This window comes from Ancylobacter sp. TS-1 (assembly GCF_009223885.1).
Taxonomy (GTDB): Bacteria; Pseudomonadota; Alphaproteobacteria; order Rhizobiales; family Xanthobacteraceae; genus Ancylobacter.
On the sequence record NZ_CP045144.1, the window covers coordinates 3,089,378 to 3,108,738 of the forward strand.

15 protein-coding genes and 1 tRNA gene are annotated in these 19,361 nt (G+C 67.7%); 10 read left to right on the plus strand and 6 right to left on the minus strand.

The genetic code is table 11. From position 1 onward, the window contains the following. Window positions 1–9: 9 nt before the first annotated feature. The 3 genes from GBB76_RS14515 to GBB76_RS14525 form a co-directional block, all read right to left on the minus strand. Window positions 10–837 carry an ABC transporter ATP-binding protein gene (locus tag GBB76_RS14515; protein WP_152303961.1) on the minus strand — a complete coding sequence of 276 codons (828 nt, stop codon included), beginning with the start codon at window positions 835–837 and terminating at the stop codon, window positions 10–12. Further along, window positions 834–1,856 carry an ABC transporter substrate-binding protein gene (locus tag GBB76_RS14520; protein WP_152303962.1) on the minus strand — a complete coding sequence of 341 codons (1,023 nt, stop codon included), beginning with the start codon at window positions 1,854–1,856 and terminating at the stop codon, window positions 834–836. The genes GBB76_RS14515 and GBB76_RS14520 overlap by 4 nt, the downstream gene beginning before the upstream one ends. Before the next feature lie 278 nt (window positions 1,857–2,134). Next, a complete protein-coding gene (locus tag GBB76_RS14525; protein WP_162375602.1) occupies window positions 2,135–2,506 on the minus strand; it encodes a transposase in 372 nt (123 codons plus the stop codon). A 472-nt stretch (window positions 2,507–2,978) separates the two neighbouring features. Between GBB76_RS14525 and GBB76_RS14530 the strand changes: the two genes are divergently transcribed. The 6 genes from GBB76_RS14530 (at window position 2,979) to GBB76_RS14555 (ending at window position 9,410) form a co-directional block, all read left to right on the plus strand. Further along, window positions 2,979–4,232, plus strand: a complete 1,254-nt coding sequence (locus GBB76_RS14530) for a transporter substrate-binding protein (RefSeq protein WP_152303964.1) — start codon at window positions 2,979–2,981, stop codon at window positions 4,230–4,232. Between the two features lie 74 nt (window positions 4,233–4,306). Then, the gene (urtB, locus tag GBB76_RS14535; RefSeq protein WP_152303965.1) at window positions 4,307–5,929 is read left to right on the plus strand and encodes an urea ABC transporter permease subunit UrtB; all 1,623 of its coding nucleotides are present in this window, start codon (window positions 4,307–4,309) and stop codon (window positions 5,927–5,929) included. Continuing rightward, window positions 5,926–7,023, plus strand: a complete 1,098-nt coding sequence (gene urtC, locus GBB76_RS14540) for an urea ABC transporter permease subunit UrtC (protein WP_152303966.1) — start codon at window positions 5,926–5,928, stop codon at window positions 7,021–7,023. Before urtB ends, urtC begins: the two co-directional genes overlap by 4 nt. Continuing rightward, the gene (gene urtD, locus GBB76_RS14545; RefSeq protein ID WP_152303967.1) at window positions 7,020–7,748 is read left to right on the plus strand and encodes an urea ABC transporter ATP-binding protein UrtD; all 729 of its coding nucleotides are present in this window, start codon (window positions 7,020–7,022) and stop codon (window positions 7,746–7,748) included. The genes urtC and urtD overlap by 4 nt, the downstream gene beginning before the upstream one ends. A gap of 1 nt (window position 7,749) precedes the next feature. Continuing rightward, window positions 7,750–8,442, plus strand: a complete 693-nt coding sequence (gene urtE / locus GBB76_RS14550) for an urea ABC transporter ATP-binding subunit UrtE (protein ID WP_152303968.1) — start codon at window positions 7,750–7,752, stop codon at window positions 8,440–8,442. A 32-nt stretch (window positions 8,443–8,474) separates the two neighbouring features. Next, window positions 8,475–9,410: an acetamidase/formamidase family protein gene (locus GBB76_RS14555; protein WP_152303969.1), complete on the plus strand. Its 936-nt coding sequence runs from the start codon at window positions 8,475–8,477 to the stop codon at window positions 9,408–9,410. A gap of 182 nt (window positions 9,411–9,592) precedes the next feature. Here GBB76_RS14555 and GBB76_RS14560 read toward each other — a convergent pair whose 3' ends face one another. Continuing rightward, window positions 9,593–9,970, minus strand: a complete 378-nt coding sequence (locus tag GBB76_RS14560; RefSeq protein WP_162375604.1) for an autotransporter domain-containing protein — start codon at window positions 9,968–9,970, stop codon at window positions 9,593–9,595. On the opposite strand from GBB76_RS14560, the gene GBB76_RS18665 reads away from it, so the two are divergent. Further along, window positions 9,971–10,111 (plus strand): hypothetical protein, encoded by a 141-nt coding sequence (locus tag GBB76_RS18665; RefSeq protein ID WP_162375607.1) that lies wholly within the window; start codon window positions 9,971–9,973, stop codon window positions 10,109–10,111. It abuts the gene before it with no gap. A 22-nt stretch (window positions 10,112–10,133) separates the two neighbouring features. Here the strand turns inward: GBB76_RS18665 and GBB76_RS14565 are convergent. Continuing rightward, window positions 10,134–10,223, minus strand: a tRNA-Ser gene (locus GBB76_RS14565). A 264-nt stretch (window positions 10,224–10,487) separates the two neighbouring features. Beyond that, complete coding sequence (locus tag GBB76_RS14570) at window positions 10,488–10,841, minus strand: hypothetical protein (protein WP_152303971.1); 354 nt, start codon at window positions 10,839–10,841, stop codon at window positions 10,488–10,490. A gap of 532 nt (window positions 10,842–11,373) precedes the next feature. Between GBB76_RS14570 and GBB76_RS14575 the strand changes: the two genes are divergently transcribed. The 3 genes from GBB76_RS14575 (at window position 11,374) to GBB76_RS14585 (ending at window position 19,359) form a co-directional block, all read left to right on the plus strand. Continuing rightward, window positions 11,374–12,537 (plus strand): efflux RND transporter periplasmic adaptor subunit, encoded by a 1,164-nt coding sequence (locus GBB76_RS14575; protein WP_152303972.1) that lies wholly within the window; start codon window positions 11,374–11,376, stop codon window positions 12,535–12,537. Window positions 12,538–12,618: 81 nt separating this feature from the next. Beyond that, on the plus strand, window positions 12,619–15,810 hold the full coding sequence (locus GBB76_RS14580) for an efflux RND transporter permease subunit (protein ID WP_152303973.1): 3,192 nt from the start codon (window positions 12,619–12,621) through the stop codon (window positions 15,808–15,810). 237 nt (window positions 15,811–16,047) lie between these two features. After that, window positions 16,048–19,359 (plus strand): DUF2126 domain-containing protein, encoded by a 3,312-nt coding sequence (locus tag GBB76_RS14585; protein ID WP_152303974.1) that lies wholly within the window; start codon window positions 16,048–16,050, stop codon window positions 19,357–19,359. Window positions 19,360–19,361: the final 2 nt, after the last annotated feature.

Sequence of the window (19,361 nt, forward strand, 5' to 3'; positions counted from 1 at the left end):
CCGCTTCCTCTATTGCCGCGTGACATCGAGATCGGCCCAGATGCGCCGCACATAGTCGGTGAATCCGGGGCTCTCGCGCGCGGCGATCATGTCGGTGCGCTCGGTGCCGAGATCGATGGCGTAGACCGTCTTCACCCGCGTCGGCCGCTTGGAGAGCACGATCACGCGGTCGGCGATGGAGACCGCCTCCTCGATGTCGTGGGTGATCAGCAGCACCGAGCGGCGGCTTTCGCGCACGAGTTTCGCGGTGTCGCTCTCGATCAAGAGCTTGGTCTGGAAGTCGAGCGCGGCGAAGGGCTCGTCGAGCAGCAGCACGTCCGGGTCGTTGACGAGGGTGCGCGCGAGCGCCACGCGCTGGCGCATGCCGCCCGACAGCGTGGTCGGGTAGTGCTCGGCGAAGCCGTGCAGGCCGAGCTTGTCCAGCACGACATGGCTGCGCTCCTCGGCGTCGGAAAGCGACACGCCGCGTATCTCCAGCCCGAGCATCACGTTGCGCAGCGCCGTGCGCCAGGGCAGCAGCAGGTCCTTCTGCAGCATGTAGCCGACGCCGGAAGGCTGGCCGGCGATCGGCTTGCCGTGCCAGCGTATGCGGCCGGAATCGGCGGCGATCAGCCCGCACAGCGTGTTCAGCAGTGTGGTCTTGCCGCAGCCGGACGGCCCGACGATGGCGACGATCTCGCCTTCGTCGAGCGTCAGCGACAGGTCGCCGATGACGGGCACGATGCGCCCGTCCGCGTCGTAGCTCTTGGCCACGTGCTCGACGATGAGGGGCGGCGTGCCGGCTGGCGCCGGTGTTGCCGCCCCTCCCGCGATGGCGGGGGTGTCCACCGCGTTCACCCGAGCTGCTTGATGGCCTTTTCGGCGAAGGAGTTGTCGATGATCTCGTCGAACTTCACCGTTCCCTTGGCGTTGCCGAGATAGACCTGCATGTCCATCAGGTTGGCCCACTGGTCCGGCTTGGTGATCACCGACTGCGCCGGGATGAGGTATTTCAGCTCGGCGTCGATGGCCTTGTCGACGACTTCGCCCGGCAGGTCGGGGAATTCGAGCCGCGCGACCTTCTTGGCGAAGGCGGGATCGGCATAGGTCATGCGCGAGGCTTCCTCGAAGGAGGTCACCAGCGCCTGCACCATGGCCGGGTCCTTGGCGATGGTCGAGGGCAGCACCATGATGCCGGTGTTGCAGAAGGGGCCGATATAGTTCGAGAAGTCGAACACGACCTTGGAGCCCTGCGCCTCGGCGGCGGCGACGCTCGGCTGGTAGGCGACCGCCATGTCGGCCTGGCCGGCGAGCATGGCGCCGATCTCGGTGCCCGGGTTGACCGGCACGATGGTGACGTCGGTGCCGAGCTTCATCCCGGCCTTCTCCACCATGCGCTTGGTGACGGAATAGTTGGTGTTCGGCTCGGGGGAGGTGACGACCTTCTTGCCCTTGAGCGCCATCGGGTCGGTGAAGGGCTCCATGGTCTTCGACACGCCGAAATAATGGGCGCGCTGCACCACGGTGCCGACCACCACGCCGGGGCCGCCATTCTCGCGGGAGATCTGCGCCATGGTGGCGTCGCCGATGGCGAAGTCGGCCGAGCCGCCGAGCACGGCGGCGAAGGTCTGGGTGTCGCCGCCGGCGGCGGAGACCTTCATGTCGAGGCCGTTCTTCTCGAAGATGCCGGCATGCATGCCGACATAGAGGTTGATGTAGCCGAGATTGTGCACGGCCTCGCTGAAGTTGACCGTCTTCAGGGCGGCGGCGCTGGCGCGCCCGCCGATATAGGGCGCGGCGATCAGGCCGCCGGCCACCAGTGCGGACGTCTTCAGGAAGCCGCGACGATCAAAACCTCTGCGCACGTAATTGGACATGGATCACTCTCCGCTTTCCCGAATTCTGGCGTGTCGCCTTGGAAAGTCAGGAAATGACCGCAGGGTCGGTCGCACAAGAAGAAATAGAGCGCAGTAGAATGCCGTCACGGACGGCAGATGCGGACCTCACCGCCTTAATGACAGCTTTGACATTTGCGCTGCACGATTTGCGGCCCGCCGCCTGCGCAGCCGGACGGCACGCCGATTATTCAGTTCGCGCACGGCGGCGCATTATGGCGCATGTGCCATTTACGCCGCTCAACAAACGCGCAAGGCCGTCATCGGCTGACGCGAACGGAGGCGAAGCGCCCGACCATGGAGCCGCCGCAGCGGTCCGCCGCCAGCACCGAGGCGCGCTGCGGCTGCAGGTGGGTGGAGCCGCGCGCCAGATGCGGCTGCTCGCCCGGCAGCGGATGGTGCAGGCGCTGCGACAGGTTGCTGACCAGCGCGCGAAGCCGGCGGTTTTCCGCCTCCAGCTCCTTCATCTGCATCACGGCCGGCTGGCTCAGCCCCCCGAAGCGGCGGCGCCAGCGGTAGAAGGTGCGCAGCGAGACCTGCGCGGTGCGGCAGATCTCATCCACCGGCACGCCCGAATCGGCTTCCTGGATGAGGTGGAAAATCTCGCTCTCGGTGAACTGCGAACGTCGCATCGGATCGTCCTCGCTGTCGTTGACGGGTCGGAAGACGGTCGACTCTCCTCCTGCCGCCTGTCGGGGCCCGGGACGGCTAGGTCCCATGCCCGACACGCTCTTCGTCGCCCCTGCGCCGCCGGGATGGAGCGGCGGCCGTCAGCCGCCCATCGGATAAGCATGCGCTTAATATGGGCATACTATAGACGATCGATCCGCGAGGTGAACGACTTTATTGCGCCGCAGCGCGAACGGGCGAACGGGCGGTGCGGTGGCTGGCGCGGCCCTTGGCGCGGTGGCGGGCTGCCGCGCCGTGGCGGACCGCGCGCCGCCGGCCGCAACCGTGGCGACAAGTGGCAATACTGCCAGAAACCTTGCCGGGGGCCTCCGTATGACGCGCCATTGGGCAGGGCTGAACATTATATGAAGTTGCGCCGGCGCCGTGGCTCAACAGAATTCGCCTCATCTTCCGAACCCCCCTGAGGTGTCGTCCATGGTCAAGTTCACGCGGCGTTCCTTTCTGCAGGCGGGCGGCGTTGCCGCTGCCGGGCTTGCCTCCCCCCTCGCCATGCCGGCCTATCTGCGCAGCGCGCAGGCGCAGTCCGGCCCGGTGAAGCTGGGCTGCCTCTTCTCCTCCTCCGGCACGATGGCCAATCTCGAAGGCCGGCTGAACTATGTGGTGAAGATGGCGGCGGACGAGATCAACGCGAAGGGCGGCGTCAATGGCCGCACCATCGACGTGCTGGTCTCCGACCCCGCCTCCGACTGGCCGCTCTACGCACAGTCCGCCAAGCAGATGCTGCAGCAGGAGAAGGTTTCCGCGCTGTTCGGCTGCTGGACCTCGGTGTCGCGCAAGACCGTGCTGCCGGTGGTCGAGCAGGAGAACGGGCTGCTGTACTACCCGCTGCATTTCGAGGGCGACGAGAACTCCAAGAACGTCGTCTATGTGAACTCGCCCCCCGCCAGCTCGGTGCTGCCGGCCGTCGACTATCTGATGGGCGAGGAAGGCGTCTCCGCCAAGCGCTTCTTCATGCTCGGCTCGGACTATGTGTGGCCGCGCACCATCAACAAGCAGCTCAAGGGCTACTTCAAGTCCAAGGGCATTCCGGAGACCGCCTGGAAGGAGGAATACGTCCCCTTCGGCTTCTCCAACTTCCAGACGCTGGTCAACCAGATCCGCGCCTTCGCGGACCAGGGCGGCGGCCAGCCGGTGGTCATCCTCACCGTGGTCGGCAACTCGATCCCGGATTTCATGCGCGAATTCGCCAACCAGGGCATCCTCGCCACCGACATTCCGGTGCTCGGCCTCGACATGGTGGAGGCCGACCTCGAGGGCCTCGACACCGCCAAGCTGGTCGGCCACCTCAACTGCTGGGCCTATCTGCAGAACGCCAAGGGCCCGGCCAACGAGACCTTCCTGAAGAACTGGGCCGCCTATGTGAAGGCGAAGAACGTGCCCTTCAGCGGCACGGTCTCCATCGACCCGATGGTCTCGGCCTATGACTCCGTGCATCTGTGGGCGATGGCGGCGGCGAAGGCCGGCTCCTTCGACGTGCCGGAAGTCTCCAAGGCCTTTGCCGGCCTCACCTTCGACTGCCCGTCGGGCTACAAGATCTCGATGACCGGCGAAAACAACTACGTCGCCCGTGGCGTGTTCATCGGCTCGGTCAACGACAAGCAGGGCTTCGACATTCTCTGGCAGTCCAAGGATACGCCCAAGCCCGTGCCCTTCAGCCCCTATGGCTGAGCGCGGCGAACGCCTTTCCTGATCTCTCAAGGGACGGCCGTTCCCCGACGGGAGCGGCCGTCTTGAGTTCCCGAATGACGCATAAAGTCTCGTCGCTCCTCATTCTCGGCCTGCTGGCCGGTGCGCTGCTGGCGCCGGCGTCGCCCGCTCGCGCGGACGCGCTCGACCGCGCCGGTCTCGTGCAGGAGCTGTGCGGCGATGCCGGCGCGATGGGACGGGCCGGCGCCGTGCTGGTGGCGACCGCCGCCTCCGGCAGCGCGGAGGACCGCGCCTTCGCCGCGCCGCTCGCCCGCGCCGTCATCGACCGCAAGCTCGGCTGCGACGATGCCGGCGCCGTGCTCGACGAAAGCGGCCTCGATGCGGTGACCCGCTCGCCCCGTGCGGCGGCCGGCACCCCCCGCTCGCCGCTGCTCAGCCTCAAGAACCGCCCGGTCTTCGAACTGGCCGATGCCGCCTTCGCCCTGCGCGGCGCGCCGGACGTCGCCAAGCGCGCGGCGGCGCTGAAGACGCTGGAGCGCCGCCCGGCGCAGATTCCCGAAGGACTGCTCGACGCCGCCGCCGCAGTGGAAAGCGATGCCGGGCTGAAGGAGCAGATCGACACTCTCGCCCAGACCGCGGCGCTCAACGCCTCCGATCCCGCCGCGCGCATCCGCGCCATCGGCCGGGTGGCGGAAAACCCCAGCCGGCGCGCGCTGACCCGCATCGCGGCGCTGACGGCCGATCCGGCCTATGCGGCGAACCCGGAATTCCGCGCGGCGGTGGACGACGCCACACGCCGCATCGAGCGCGGCATCGCCCTCGGCGACACGCTGGCCACGCTCTATAACGGGCTGAGCTTCGCCTCGATCCTGTTCATGGCGGCCATCGGCCTCGCCATCATCTTCGGGCTGATGGGTGTCATCAATCTCGCCCAGGGCGAGCTGATCATGATCGGCGCCTATGTCACATGGCTGGTGCAGCAGGGGCTGCGCGTCGTGGCGCCCTCGCTGCTCGACTGGTATCTGGTGCTCGCCATCCCCGTCGCCTTCTTTGTGACCGCCGCCATCGGCATCGCGCTGGAGGCGCTGCTGCTGCGCCATCTCTACAAGCGCCCGCTGATGAGCCTGCTCGCCACCTGGGCGGTGAGCCTGTTCCTCGTCAACATCGTGCGCGTGGTGTTCGGCACCCAGAACATGCAGTTCGAGACGCCGTTCTACGTGTCGGGCGGCGTGCCGGTCATCGGCGACTTCATCTTCACCTGGAACCGGATGTTCGCCATCGCCTTCGCGGTGGTGACGCTGGCGCTGACCTGGGCCGTGGTGCGCAAGACGCCTCTGGGGCTCAACATCCGCGCGGTGACGCAGAACCGCGACATGGCCGCCTGCATCGGCATTCCGACGCGGCGCGTCGACATGATGGCCTTCGGCCTCGGCTCGGGCCTTGCGGGCCTTGCGGGGCTGGCGCTCTCGCCGATCTACAGCGTGAACCCGCAAATGGGGCAGAACTTCATCATCGACAGCTTCATGGTGGTGGTGCTCGGCGGCGTCGGCACCATCGCCGGCACGGTGGTGGCGGCACTCGGCATCGGCCAGATCAACGTGCTGATCGAGCCGCTCTGGGGCGCGGTGGCGGCGAAGGTGATCGTGCTCCTGATGATCATCGCCTTCCTGCAATGGCGGCCCGAGGGCCTGTTCGCCGTGAAGGGGCGCCGCAAATGAGCCGCATCGCTCCCACCAGCCCCATCGTCCTCCTCATCGGCCTCATCGTCCTTGTCGCGCTCGCCATGGCGGGGCTGGCGGGAACCGAGTTCGCGCTGTCGCGCTACCTCGCCAACGCTATTGGCCAGCTTGCCGCCTTCGCCGTGCTCGCCATCTCGCTGGACCTGATCTGGGGCTATCTCGGCATCCTCTCGCTCGGTCACGGACTGTTCTTCGCGCTGGGCGGCTATGTCATGGCGATGTATCTGCTCAAGCATTCCTTCGTGGTGACGGGCACGGTGCCGGACTTCCTCCAGTTCATGGGCTGGAAGGATTTTCCCTTCTACTGGGCGGGCTTCGACTTCTTCCCCTATGCCCTCGCCGTGGCCGTCGTGGTTACGCTGCTGGTGTCCGGCATCTTCGGCTACGTGTCGTTCCGCTCGCGGGTGGGCGGGGTCTATTTCGCCATCATCACCCAGGCGCTGGTCTACGTCGCCATGCTGCTGATGTTCCGCAACGACACCGGCTTCGGCGGCAATAACGGCATGACCGGCTTTTCCGTTCTGTTCGGCTGGCCGATGGGCACCAGCGGCATGATCACCGCGCTGGCGGTGGCCTCGCTGGCGGTCCTCGCCCTCGTGCTGGTGCTGTGCCGCTGGCTGGTCGGCAGCCGCTTCGGCGCGCTGATGCTGGCCACCCGCGACGACGAAACCCGTTTGCGGACATTGGGTTACGAGACACTGCGGCTCAAGCTCATCGTCTGGTGCCTCTCCGCGCTGATCGCCATGGTGGCGGGCATGCTCTACGTGCCGCAGGTCGGCATCATCAACCCGCGCGTGCTCTCGCCCGAATTGTCGCTGGAGATCGCGGTCTGGGTCGCCATTGGCGGGCGCGGCCATCTGGTCGGCGCGGTGGTCGGCGCGCTGCTGGTCAACGCGGTGAAGTTCTGGCTGTCCTCGGCGGCGCCGGACATCTGGCCGTTCATCCTCTCCGGGCTGATCGTGCTCGTCGTGCTGGTGTTCCCCAACGGCTTGATGGACCTTGCGAAATTCAAGCTGGTGCGTCCCATGGGCCCCAAGCGCATGGCGGAAGAGATGGGGGAGGCGCGCCCGTGAGCCTCACCGCCCTTCTCGTCGACGGCCTCACCGTCCGTTTCGGCAGCTTCCGCGCCATCGACGACCTCTCGCTCGCCATCGACTATGGCGAGGTGCGCGCCGTCATCGGCCCCAACGGCGCCGGCAAGACGACCCTACTCGACGTCATCTCCGGCATCACCCGGCCGAAACAGGGCCGCGTCCTGTTCGACGGCGCGCTCGATCTCACCCAGGCGAGCGAATCCGCCATCGCCCGCGCCGGGCTGCGCCGCAAATTCCAGAAGCCGAGCGTGTTCGAAGGGCTCACCGTGCGCCAGCATATCGCCATCGGCGCCGATGTCGGCTTCCGCTCGCGCCTCGACACGCCCGCGCTCGACGACCGGATCGGCGAGGTGCTGGAGACGGTCGGGCTCACCGAGCAGGCCGGCCGCCTCGCCGGCGAACTCAGCCATGGCCAGAAGCAGTGGCTGGAGATCGGCATGGTGATCGCCTCCGACCCGAGGGTGCTGATGCTCGACGAGCCGGTGGCCGGGCTGACCGACGAGGAGACCGAACGCACCGCGAAGCTGGTGCGCGCGCTGGTGCGGCCGGACCGCGCCATCGTCGTCGTCGAGCACGACATGGATTTCGTCGAGCGCATCGCCGACCGCGTGACCGTGCTGCACGAGGGCCGCACCCTCTTCGAGGGCTCGATGGACCGCGTGCGCGCCGACGCGGCGGTCGTCGACGTCTATCTGGGGCGCTGACATGCAGTTCCGTGTGGAGGCTCTCGATCAGCATTACGGCTCGGCGCAAGTGCTGCGGCAGGTCGGCTTCGAGATCGCGCCGGGCGAATGCCTGGCGGTGCTCGGCCGCAACGGCGCCGGCAAGAGCACGCTGCTGAAATGCCTCATGGGCGTGCTGGCCCCCAGCGCCGGGCGTGTGCTGGTCGACGGGGCGGACGCTACCGCGTGGTCGCCCCATAGACACTCCCGCGCCGGCATCGCCTATGTGCCGCAGGGACGGGAAATCTTCTCCGAACTCACCGTCGCCGAGAATGTCGAGGCGGCCGCCCGCGCGCACGGCACCTTCGGTACCGCCGCGATGGACGAGGCGGTGGACCTCTTCCCGGTGCTGCGGGAGATGTGGCGGCGCCCCGGCGGCGCGCTCTCCGGCGGCCAGCAGCAGCAGCTCGCGCTCGCCCGCGCGCTGGTCACGCAGCCGCAACTGCTCATTCTCGACGAGCCGACGGAAGGCATCCAGCCCAACATCGTCGCCCTGATCGGCGAGGTGCTGCGCTCGCTCAAGGGGCGCATCTCGATCCTTCTGGTGGAGCAGTATCTCGATTTCGCCATCGAGACCGCCGACGCCTTCGTCATCCTTTCACGCGGCTCGGTCGTCGAGACCGGCCGCGCGAGCACGATGAGCCGGGAGCATCTCACCCGCTTCATCGCCGTCTGACCCGCCTTCGCGCACCGCACCAGGAGTCCAGCATGTCGCGCCGCTTCGAAATTCCCGCCACGCCGGAGAACATGGTCTGGGGCTATCTCGACAGCACGACCCCGCCCATCCTCGAAGTGACCTCCGGCGACGTGGTGACGCTGCATTCCTTCCCGGCCGGCGGCAAGGAGACGCTGCCCGACACGCTGCCGGTGCCCGAGGACTATGCGCTGGCGCTCGACACGCTGCCGCAGGGCGCCGGCCCGCATTTCATCACCGGGCCGGTCTATGTGAAGGACGCCAAGCCCGGCGACGTGCTTCAGGTCGACATTCTCGACGTGAAGGTGCGCCAGGACTGGGGCTTCGTCTCCATCCTGCCGCTGCTCGGCACGCTGCCCGACGAGTTCACCGACTACGAGACCATCCATCCCGTCGTCGACCACGAGAAGAATGTCTGCGTCATGCCGTGGGGCGCCGAGATCCCGCTCGACCCGTTCTTCGGCATCATCGCCACCGCCCCGCCGCCGGCCTGGGGCCGCTGCGGCTCGCCGGTGCCGCGCGCCTTCGGCGGCAACATGGACAACAAGGAACTGCGTGCCGGCACCACGCTCTACCTGCCGGTCTTCAACGAGGGGGCGCTGTTCTTCGCCGGCGACGGCCACGGCGTGCAGGGCGACGGCGAGGTGTGCATCACCGCGCTGGAGACCGGCGTCACCGGCACCTTCCGCCTGACCCTGCGCAAGGACATGGAGCTGGACTGGCCCTTCGCCGAGAGCGCCACCCACCTCATCTCGATCGGCCTCGACGAGGATCTCGACGACGCCGCCAAGCAGGCGACGCGCGAGATGGTCAAGCATGTGTGCGAGCGCACCAACCTCTCGCGCAACCAGGCCTACATGCTGTGCTCGCTGGCCGGGAACCTGCGCGTGACGCAGATGGTGGACGGCAACAAGGGCGTCCACATGATGCTGCGCAAATCGCTGCTCTGAGGGCGCGCGGAACGGCGCGATCCCCGCGCCTTTCCCACCGCCCGCGACGCGCGCGGCGGGCGGGGACGCCTTTGTCGTCCGCCGCTTCCCGTGCCGGCCCCAGCAGCCCCCCCGGGGCCGGCGCCACGGCCGCACTCCAGGCTCGTTCGCCGGACCTCTTTTCAACGCATCCGGCGGGCGGCTCAGAACGTCACGCCCAGCATCGCGCTGAAGACCCCGTCCACATCGCCGACGCCGCCGAAGCTGGTGCGATAGTCGGCTCCCGCCGCGAACGAGCCGTCGGCGGTCACGAAGCGCGTGGAGTCGAAGTCGAGCCAGCTGCCCCCGAGCAGGGCGTCGATGAACAGATCGTCGGTGAGCTTGTAGCTGCCGTAGAGCGCCGCGCTATAGGCGCTGGCGCGGCTCTCCGTTCCGTTCTCGCCCACATCGGCATGCCCAAAGGGTGAGGCGGCCGGCGCGGCGCCCGTTTCGAGGCGCGGCGCGGCCGGTCCGTAGGCCAGCATGCCCGGCGCGGCGGGCTGGCCCGGTTGGCCGGTGGCCTCTCTGCCGAAGGCCGGCATTTGCTGCATCTGCTGGTTGGCCGGCGCCTGAGCGGCGGTTCTATCCAGATCGCCTACACCGCGGCGCGGGAGCAGAACGCGGTCTTCTTTACCTTGACGGTGCCGGCGGTTGGCGCGGCGCGTTTGAGGCTAAAAATATAACAATATCAATGATTTGACTTGATGGCGGAGGGAGCGGGATTCGAACCCGCGATACGGTTTCCCGTATACACACTTTCCAGGCGTGCGCCTTCAACCACTCGGCCACCCCTCCGTCCTCCAGGCGCGCGGCCCGGCGGCTTCGACGCGGCACCGGCTGAGCCGGCGACGATCCGTCGAAGAGGCGCGGAATATAGCGAAGCGCGTCGCGCTGGCAAGACGCTATGGCGGGTGTTCCTCATCTGACAGGCGCGGCCTCGCGGAAGGGGGCGTGCGCGGGTGCGCCGCCCATTCCCGCCGGCAAGGTTCCCGCGCGCCCCGATCCGCCCGACCTGCGGGCGCCGCGTGCCGTCGGTCGGCCGCGGGGCGGCGCCGGGCCTCAGTTCAGCGGCGGGGTGGTGCCGGTGATCGAGCAGGTGGCCGCATCGGCCTTGGGACCGAGCAGGTGTACCTGATCCTGCCCCTTTGCGCCGGCGACGATGTTGAAGATGATGGTGCCGGCCGCGCCGACCGCCGCGCCCTTGGCGGTGAAGGCGCAGTTCACGCCCACCGAGCCGACCGTGTTCGGCGTGTTGTTGACCACCGCCACGTTGAGCACCGTCCCGACGTCATTGGTGAACAGGTCGCCCTGTTCGAGCTTGAGGCCGGCATCGTCCGCCAGCGCCGCAGGCGCGGCCAGCAGTGTCGCGGAGAGGAGCGTCGCGGCGAGGGCGTGCTTTGGCGTCGGATACATGAAGGGCCCCGGGGACGGTCCGAGGCGGCGTGCGGACCGTCGTCTGGCTGATGAGGTCGCCGCGTGCGGCAGCCTAGTGCAAGCGCGCGAAAAGTCGAGCCGCGCGGGAAAGACGGCACGGCGTTTGATTCTGTCCCTGCGTCACCTCTCAGGCGTGGGGCAGGTAGCAGAAGCCGGCATGTCATGGAGCCGTGCGCGGTGCCGATGCGGTCGCCTGCGGTGGTATAACCGGTCGCCGCGCCGGGTGCGGCTCACTATTGCGGCGTGCCTGTTCAAGCGGTAGGAAGCCCCGGTTACCTAGAATAGATAAAAATACATGGAAGTGGGAAGCGCACATTCGGTTTGTCGTGACTTAGACGTGTCATGACAATGTTGTCGTATCTTAATACACCTAAATAGTTGTGTCTGGACAATGCGTCAGTCGACTGTATAGTCCGGCCGGCGGGTACACGCGTCAGAGGGGAACGGAATGGGTCCGAGCATTGGTCTGGCCGGTCGGCTTCGCAGGGGAATCGGGCTGGCCGGTATCGGGATGGCGGCCCTTCTTCTCGCGGCATGCTCCGAGGAGAACAAATACGTTCCTCCCCCGCCTCCCGATGTCACCATCGCCGCGCCGGTCCGCCAGGAAGTGACGCGCTACCTGAACTTCACCGGCAACACCGCCTCGATCAATTCGGTCGATCTGGTGGCCCGCGTCGAAGGCTTCCTGATGTCGATCGACTACAAGGACGGCGCGGTGGTCAAGAAGGGCGACCGGCTGTTCCTGATCCAGCAGGACACCTACCAGGCCGATCTCGACCAGGCGAAGGCGCAACTCGCCTCCGCCGAGGCGGAGCTCACCAACAACCGCGCCGAGTACCAGCGCCAGTCGACGCTCGGCCAGCAGGACTTCTCCTCGCAGGCCACCGTCGACAAGGCACGCGCGTCCATGGAGCAGGCGCAGGCCTCGGTCGATGCCGCCAAGGCGAACATCGAGATCGCCACCATCAATCTGGGCTACACCACGGTGCTGGCGCCGTTCGACGGCATCGTCACCCGCCACCTCGCTGATGTCGGCCAGCTTGTCGGCCACAACCAGCCGACCACGCTCGCGACCATCGTGCAGATGAACCCGATCTACGCCTATTTCAACATCGGCGAGAATCAGGTCCTGCGCATCAAGGACGCGCTGGCCGCCCAGGGCCGTACGATCGAGCAGGTCAAGGAAATCGAGATCGACGTCGGCCTCCAGAACGAGGGCGACGAGTACCCCCATAAGGGCCGGCTGGACTACGTGTCGCCGGAAGTCGACCCCTCGACCGGCACGCTGCTGGTGCGCGGCGTGTTCGAGAACGCGAAGCTGTCGCTCCTGCCTGGCCTGTTCGTGCGCGTGCGCATTCCGGCGCAGAAGATTCCGGACGCCTACCTCGTGCCGGACACCTCGATCGGAACGGCCCAGCAGGGCAAATACGTGCTGGTCGTCAACAAGGACAACGTCGTCGAGCAGAAGATCGTCACCACCGGCCAGCAGGTCGGCGAGATGCGCGTGGTCGAATCGGGCCTGACGGCGGACGATCGCGTGGTGACCGGCGGCATCCAGCGCGCCGCGCCCGGATCGAAGGTCAATCCGGTCGTCGCGACCGACAAGGCGGCTGCGGCTGGCACGCCCGCGACCCCGGCCGCCGCCGCCGCGGCGCCCGCCAAGACCGGCAACTGATCCCGTGACCGCCGGCGCCCGCGCGCGCCGGCTTCCGTTTCGAACGCCTGCTCCGGCCCGCCCGAACCGAAGGCCCGTATCATGATCTCACGCTTCTTCATCGAACGGCCGGTTCTCGCCAACGTCCTGGCGCTGGTCTTCGTGCTGATCGGCGGCGTGTCGCTGTTCAATCTTCCGGTCGCGCAGTACCCCAACGTGGTGCCGCCGACCATCCAGGTCTCGACGCTGTATCCCGGCGCCAGCGCCCGCACGCTGGTCGATACCGTCGCCTTGCCGATCGAGCAGCAGGTGAACGGCGTCGAGGGCATGCTCTACATGCAGTCGACGAGCGCCAGCGACGGCACCTATACGCTCACCGTGACCTTCGCCATCGGCACCGACCCGAACATGGCGCAGGTTCTGGTGCAGAACCGCGTCGCCATCGCGCTCGCCTCGCTGCCGCAGGCCGTGCAGGTTCAGGGCGTCACCACGCAGATCAAGTCGACCGCGATCCTGCAGTTCGTCACGCTCTATTCGCCGGACGGGCGCTACGACAGCCTGTTCCTCGCCAATTACGGCGTCATCAATCTCCAGAACGAGATCGCCCGGCTGGACGGCGTCGGCAATGTCTCGATCTTCGGTGCCGGCCAGTACGCCATGCGCGTCTGGCTGAACCCGGACGAGCTCCAGGCCCGCCAGCTCACCCCGCAGGACGTGATCGACGCCATCCAGCAGCAGAGCCAGGAAGTCGCCTCCGGCGTCGTCGGCATGCCGCCGGTGCCCAAGGGCCAGAACTTCCAGTTCACGCTGCTGATGGACGGCCGGCTCAACGACGCCGCCGACTATGAGAACATCATCGTCAAGGTGTCGAACGCCGATGGCGGCCGCATCACCCGCCTGCGCGACGTTGCCCGCGTCGATATCGGCGCGCAGACCTACAGCCAGATCTTCACCTTCAACGACAAGCCGGCGGCGGCGCTCGGCATCTACCAGCTTCCCGAGGCGAACTCGCTGCAGGTGGCGACCGAGGTGCGCGCCAAGATGGCCGAGCTCGCCAAGAGCTTCCCGCCCGGCCTCTCCTATGCCGTGCCGTTCGACACGACGGTGTTCGTCAACGCCTCGGTGACGGAGGTCTACAAGACGCTGTTCGAGGCCGGCATCCTCGTGCTCATCGTCATCCTCGTCTTCCTGCAGGACTGGCGGGCGACACTTGTGCCGGCCACCACCGTGCCGGTGACGATCATCGGCACCTTCGCTGCCATGGCGGCGATGGGCTTCACGGTGAACCTGTCGACCCTGTTCGCCATCGTGCTCGCCATCGGCATCGTCGTCGACGACGCCATCGTCATCGTGGAAGGCGTGGCGCGTCATATCGAGCGCGGCCTGCCCGGCCGGCTCGCTGCCGAGAAGGCGATGGACGAACTGCTCGGCCCCGTCCTCGGCATCACCTTCGTGCTGATGTCGGTGTTCCTGCCGGCGGCGTTCATGCCCGGCCTCACCGGCCAGATGTACAAACAGTTCGCCCTGGTCATCGCCGCCACCGCGTTCATCTCGGCGATCAACGCGATGACGCTGAAGCCGACCCAGTGCGCGCTCTGGCTGCGCCCGCCGGTGCCGGAGGAGAAGCGCAACTTCTTCTATCGCGGCTTCAACGTGGTCTACAACAAGGCCGAGCACTGGTACGCCAGTCTCATCCACCACATGGTCAAGGCGAGCTTCGCCGTGGTCGCGGTCGGCCTGGTGCTGATCGGCGTCGCCCTGTGGGGCATCACGAGGGTGCCGACCGGCTTCCTGCCGACCGAAGACCAGGGCTATGTGCTGATCGGCGCGCAGCTTCCCGATGCGTCCTCGCTCGAGCGCACCACCGAGGTGATGAGCAGGATCTCCGAGATCGCCGGCAAGACGCCCGGCGTGGACAACGTCATCGCCATCTCCGGCGTCTCGGTGCTCGACAACAACGCCACCCTCCCCAATGGCGGCGTCGCCTATGTGATGCTCAAGCCCTGGGACGAGCGCGACAAGGCGGGCCAGGGGCTGCGCTGGATCTACGACACGCTGAGCAAGGAACTGCAGAAGATCGAGGAAGCCGCGACCTTCGTGCTGGTGCCGCCGGCGATCCAGGGCATCGGCAACGCCTCGGGCTTCACCATGATGGTGCAGCAGAAGGACGGCAGCTTCGACTTCCCGGCGCTGCAGACGGCGACCCAGCAGGTTGTCGCCAACGCGTCGACGCAGTCGGCGCTCGGCCACCTCTCGACCTCGTTCCGCGCCTCGGTTCCCCAGCTCTATCTCAAGATCGACCGCGTCAAGGCGGAGACGCTGGGCGTGACGGTCGGCCAGGTATTCTCCACCATCCAGGGCTTCGTCGGCTCCAGCTACGTCACCCAGTTCAACGAGTTCGGCCAGACCTTCCAGGCCTATATCCAGGCCGAGTCCGATTTCCGCCGCACACCGGAAGAGATCCTGAACCTGAAGATCCGCACGCCGGAAGGCGTCATGGTGCCGCTCGGCACGCTGGCCGAGGTGAGGCCCGCCTTCGGCCCGTCGCTGATCACGCTCTACAATCTCTACCCGGCCACCACCATTCAGGGCGCGCCGGCGCCGGGCTTCTCGTCCGGACAGGCGCTGGACATCATGGATCAGGTCGCCAGCTCGACGCTGCCGCCGGGCACCGGCTCCGGCTGGACCGCCATGTCCTATCAGGAAGAGGTGGTCGGCAACGAGATCTACTATGTGTTCGCGCTGGCCATCCTGCTGGTCTACTTCGTTCTCGCCGGCCAGTATGAGAGCTGGATCCTGCCCTTCTCGGTGCTGCTCGCCGTGCCGCTGGCGCTGCTCGGCACGGTCGCCGCGCTGACCGGGCTCGGGGTCTCCAACAACCTCTATACCCAGATCGGCCTCATCCTGCTGATCGCCCTGTCGGCGAAGAACGCCATCTTGATCGTGGAGTTCGCGCGCGAAAAACGGGCCGAGGGAATGGAGATTGCGGAGGCGGCGACGGAAGCGGCCCGGCTGCGTTTCCGACCGATCCTGATGACCTCCTTTGCCTTCATTCTGGGCGTCCTGCCGCTGGTACTGGCCACCGGCGCCGGCGCGGCCTCGCGCAAGTCGATCGGCATCGCCGTGTTCTCCGGCATGCTGGCCTCGACCTGCCTCGCGGTGCTGTTCGTGCCGTCCTTCTACGCGGTGCTGCAGCGTTTCGAGGAGTGGCGCTCGCGCGGCAAGGCCGCACCGGGGACCGTGGCGCCGGCCGCCGGCGGGCCGGGCGAGGGCGCGCCGACCGCGGCGGGCTGAGCCGGCATGGCCCGTCCGCCTCAATTGGCGGCACCGGGATGGCGTTTCTCTAGGCGACCGGTGCCCGCGGCGCGGGCCCGGCGCCTTTGCCGCCGGTGCGCCGCCTGCACCCGGGCGGCGCACACCCCTCCCGCCGGGACGGCACGATTCATGCGTCCAGACCGACTGTTCCGTTCCGCGGGGTCCGTCTAGGATCGCGAACGCCCCGGTCGTCTTCCGTCTGTCCAGTTGGTGCCTATGACAATCTTTGCCAGCCTGCATCATGTCACGGCCTACAAGTACGACCGTCCGGTCGCGCTGGGGCCCCAGATCATCAGGCTGCGTCCGGCGCCGCACTGCCGGACCCCGGTGAAGAGCTACTCGCTCAAGGTCACGCCCTCGAACCATTTCGTGAACTGGCAGCAGGACCCGTTCGGCAACTGGATGGCGCGCTTCGTCTTCCCGGAGAAGACGACGGAGTTCCGGGTCGAGGTCGACCTCATCGCCGACATGACGGTCTACAACCCGTTCGACTTCTTCATCGAGGAATTCGCCGAGACGCTGCCCTTCGCCTATCCCACCGGGCTCGCCAAGGAACTCGTGCCCTATCTGGAGACGGAGGAGGGCGGCCCGCTGCTCGACGCCTTCGTCGAGGAGGTCCGCCCGGCCGACGGCGCCAAGACCATCGACTACCTCGTCAGCCTCAACCAGACCCTCCAGCAGCGCGTCGGCTACCTCATCCGCATGGAACCGGGCGTCCAGGCGCCCGACGAGACGCTCTCCCTCGCCTCCGGCTCCTGCCGCGATTCCGGCTGGCTGCTGGTGCAGGTCCTGCGCCGGCTCGGCCTCGCCGCGCGCTTCGTGTCCGGTTACCTCATCCAGCTCAAGCCCGACGTGAAGGCGCTCGACGGCCCGGCCGGCACCGATGTCGACTTCACCGACCTGCACGCCTGGTGCGAGGTCTATCTGCCCGGCGCCGGCTGGGTCGGGCTCGACCCCACCTCCGGCCTGCTGTGCGGCGAAAGCCACCTGCCGCTCTGCGCCACGCCCAATCCCGCCTCGGCGGCGCCGATCTCCGGCGGCTTCTCGGCGGAGGAGGGGACCAAGACCAGCTTCGACTTCGACATGCGCGTGACCCGCGTCGCCGAGAAGCCGCGCGTGACGCTGCCCTTCTCCGACGAGGCCTGGGCGGCGCTCGACGCGCTCGGCGACCGGGTGGACGCCGACCTTGCGGCGCAGGACGTGCGCCTCACCATGGGCGGCGAGCCGACCTTCATCTCCATCGACGACTATCAGGGCGCGGAGTGGAACACCTCCGCCGTCGGCCCCACCAAGCGCATCCGCGCCGACGACCTGATCCGCCGCCTGCGCCGTCGCTTCGCCCCCGGCGGCATGATGCATTACGGCCAGGGCAAGTGGTATCCGGGCGAGAGCCTGCCGCGCTGGACCTTCTCGCTCTACTGGCGCAAGGACGGCAAGCCGATCTGGCGCGACCCCGAGCTGATCGCCTCCGAGGGGCTGACCAGCGCGACCACCGAGGATGCGCGGGTTCTCACCGAGGGGCTGGCCGACCGCCTCGGCGTCGGCGCCGGCTTCGTCGCGCCCGCCTTCGAGGATCCCGCCTACTGGATTCTCAAGGAAGGCGATCTGCCCGAGAATGTCGATCCGCTGAATTCCAAGCTCGAGGATCCCGAGGCGCGCTCGCGCATGGCGCGGGTGTTCGAGCGCGGGCTCGGCCGGGCGAGCGGCTACGTGCTGCCGGTCCAGCGCTGGCAGGCGCGCTCCTCGCGCGGCTGGGTCAGCGAGAAGTGGCAGTTCCGGCGCGGCAAGCTGTTCCTGGTGCCGGGCGATTCCCCGGTCGGGTTCCGTCTGCCGCTCGCCAGCCTGCCCTGGGTGCCGCCGGCCGCCTACCCGTACGTGAATCCCGCCGATCCGATGACGATCTCCGGTGACCTGCCGGACGCGGAGGCGCTGCACCAGCTCTACCGCCGGACCTCGGTGGACGATGACAGCCAGCAGCGCGTCGACCAAGTGCTCACCGGCACCGGCTCGGTGCGCACCGCCCTCGTCATCGAACCCCGCAACGGCCGGCTGTGCGTCTTCATGCCGCCGACCGAGCGGCTGGAGGACTATCTGGAACTGCTGGCGGCCATCGAGGTGACGGCCTCCGAGCTCAAGCTGCCGGTACATATCGAGGGCTACACCCCGCCGGTCGATCCGCGCCTCAACGTCATCCGCGTCGCGCCGGACCCGGGCGTCATCGAGGTCAATGTCCATCCGGCCTCGAACTGGAAGACCTGCGTCGAGATCACCCGCGACCTGTACGAGGAGGCCCGGCTTTCACGCCTCGGCACCGAGAAGTTCATGGTCGACGGGCGCCACACCGGCACGGGTGGCGGCAATCATGTGGTGGTCGGCGGCGCGGCGCCGGCCGACAGTCCGTTCCTGCGGCGCCCGGATCTGCTCAAGAGCCTGATCACCTACTGGCAGCGCCATCCCTCGCTGTCCTACATGTTCTCGGGCCTGTTCATCGGCCCGACCAGCCAGGCGCCGCGCATCGACGAGGCCCGGCACGACAGCCTCTATGAGCTGGAAATCGCCATGGCCAACGTGCCCGCCCCCGGCAAGGGGCAGGCGCCGCCGCCCTGGCTGGTGGACCGGCTGTTCCGCAACCTGCTCACCGACGTCACCGGCAACACGCACCGCTCGGAAATCTGCATCGACAAGCTGTTCTCGCCGGACGGGCCGACCGGCCGGCTCGGCCTTGTCGAGTTCCGCTCCTTCGAGATGCCGCCGGACTGGCGCATGTCGCTCGCCCAGCAATTGCTGCTGCGCGCGCTCATCGCCTGGTTCTGGCGCGAGCCGCAGGAGGGGCCGCTCGCCCGCTGGGGCACGGCGCTGGCCGACCGCTTCATGCTGCCCCACTTCGTGTGGGCCGATTTCATGGACGTGCTGCACGATCTCGGCCGGGCCGGCTACCGCTTCGATCCGATCTGGTTCGAGGCGCAGCGCGAGTTCCGCTTCCCCTATTTCGGGCAGGTCGAGCATGGCGGCGTGACGCTGGAGCTGCGGCAGGCGCTGGAGCCCTGGCATGTTCTGGGCGAGGAGGGGGCGGCCGGCGGCACGGTGCGCTTCGTCGATTCGTCGGTGGAGCGGCTTCAGGTCCGCGTCGAGGGGCTGAACCCGATCCGCCACATCGTCGCCTGCAACGGGCGGCGCCTGCCGCTGCTCGGCACCGGCCGCTTCGGCGAGTATGTGGCGGGTGTGCGGTTCAAGGCATGGCAGCCGGCCTCGGGCCTGCACCCGACGATTCCGGTGCACGCGCCGCTCACCTTCGACATCGTCGATCTGTGGTCGAACCGCTCGCTCGGTGGCTGCGTCTACCATGTGGCGCACCCCGGCGGCCGAAACTACGATACTTTCCCGGTGAATTCCTACGAAGCGCAGGCAAGGCGTCTGGCGCGCTTCCAGGATTACGGCCACACTCCCGGCTACCTGTTCGTGCCGCCGGAGGAGGCTTCCTCCGAATTCCCGGCCACGCTGGACCTGCGCCGTCCGGCGCATATCTGACG